The sequence below is a fragment of the Amphritea pacifica genome (assembly GCF_016924145.1).
GTDB lineage: Bacteria > Pseudomonadota > Gammaproteobacteria > Pseudomonadales > Balneatricaceae > Amphritea > Amphritea pacifica.
This window is the reverse complement of the sequence record NZ_JAFFZO010000177.1, coordinates 1-322: the sequence shown is the minus strand read 5'-3', so window position 1 is coordinate 322 and position 322 is coordinate 1. Positions and strand designations below refer to the sequence as shown.

Here is a 322-nt window from a genome sequence, read left to right as displayed (position 1 = left end):
TTCGGGTCTCGCGAGACTTTGAAGCTGCGCTCGAGATGAGGCTTCAGGCCATTGGCACGCCAGTGCCGAGAAACACTGGCGGCGCTGATACCCAGTTCAGCGGCCATTTTGCGCGTACTCCAGTGGGGCGCTGCTTTAGGCTGGCTTTGCGTGGTTAACTCTACGAGTTGAGCCACGTCTACCTTGACCGGTGGCGCTCCACGCGGCAGGTCGCGCTCAATTCCTGCCAGTCGCGATTCGGCATAACGGCTGCGCCAACGTCCAACCAGAGCCCGCGTGACGCCTAGCTGCGCGGCAATATCATGGTTCTGCATCCCGTCAG

Annotated in this window: 1 protein-coding gene; it reads right to left on the bottom strand. The window is 61.2% G+C overall.

The genetic code is table 11. From position 1 onward, the window contains the following. Positions 1 to 314: helix-turn-helix domain-containing protein (locus tag JW499_RS23240; RefSeq protein ID WP_416135414.1), on the bottom strand; the 314-nt coding region annotated here is incomplete at its 3' end. Positions 315 to 322: the final 8 nt, after the last annotated feature.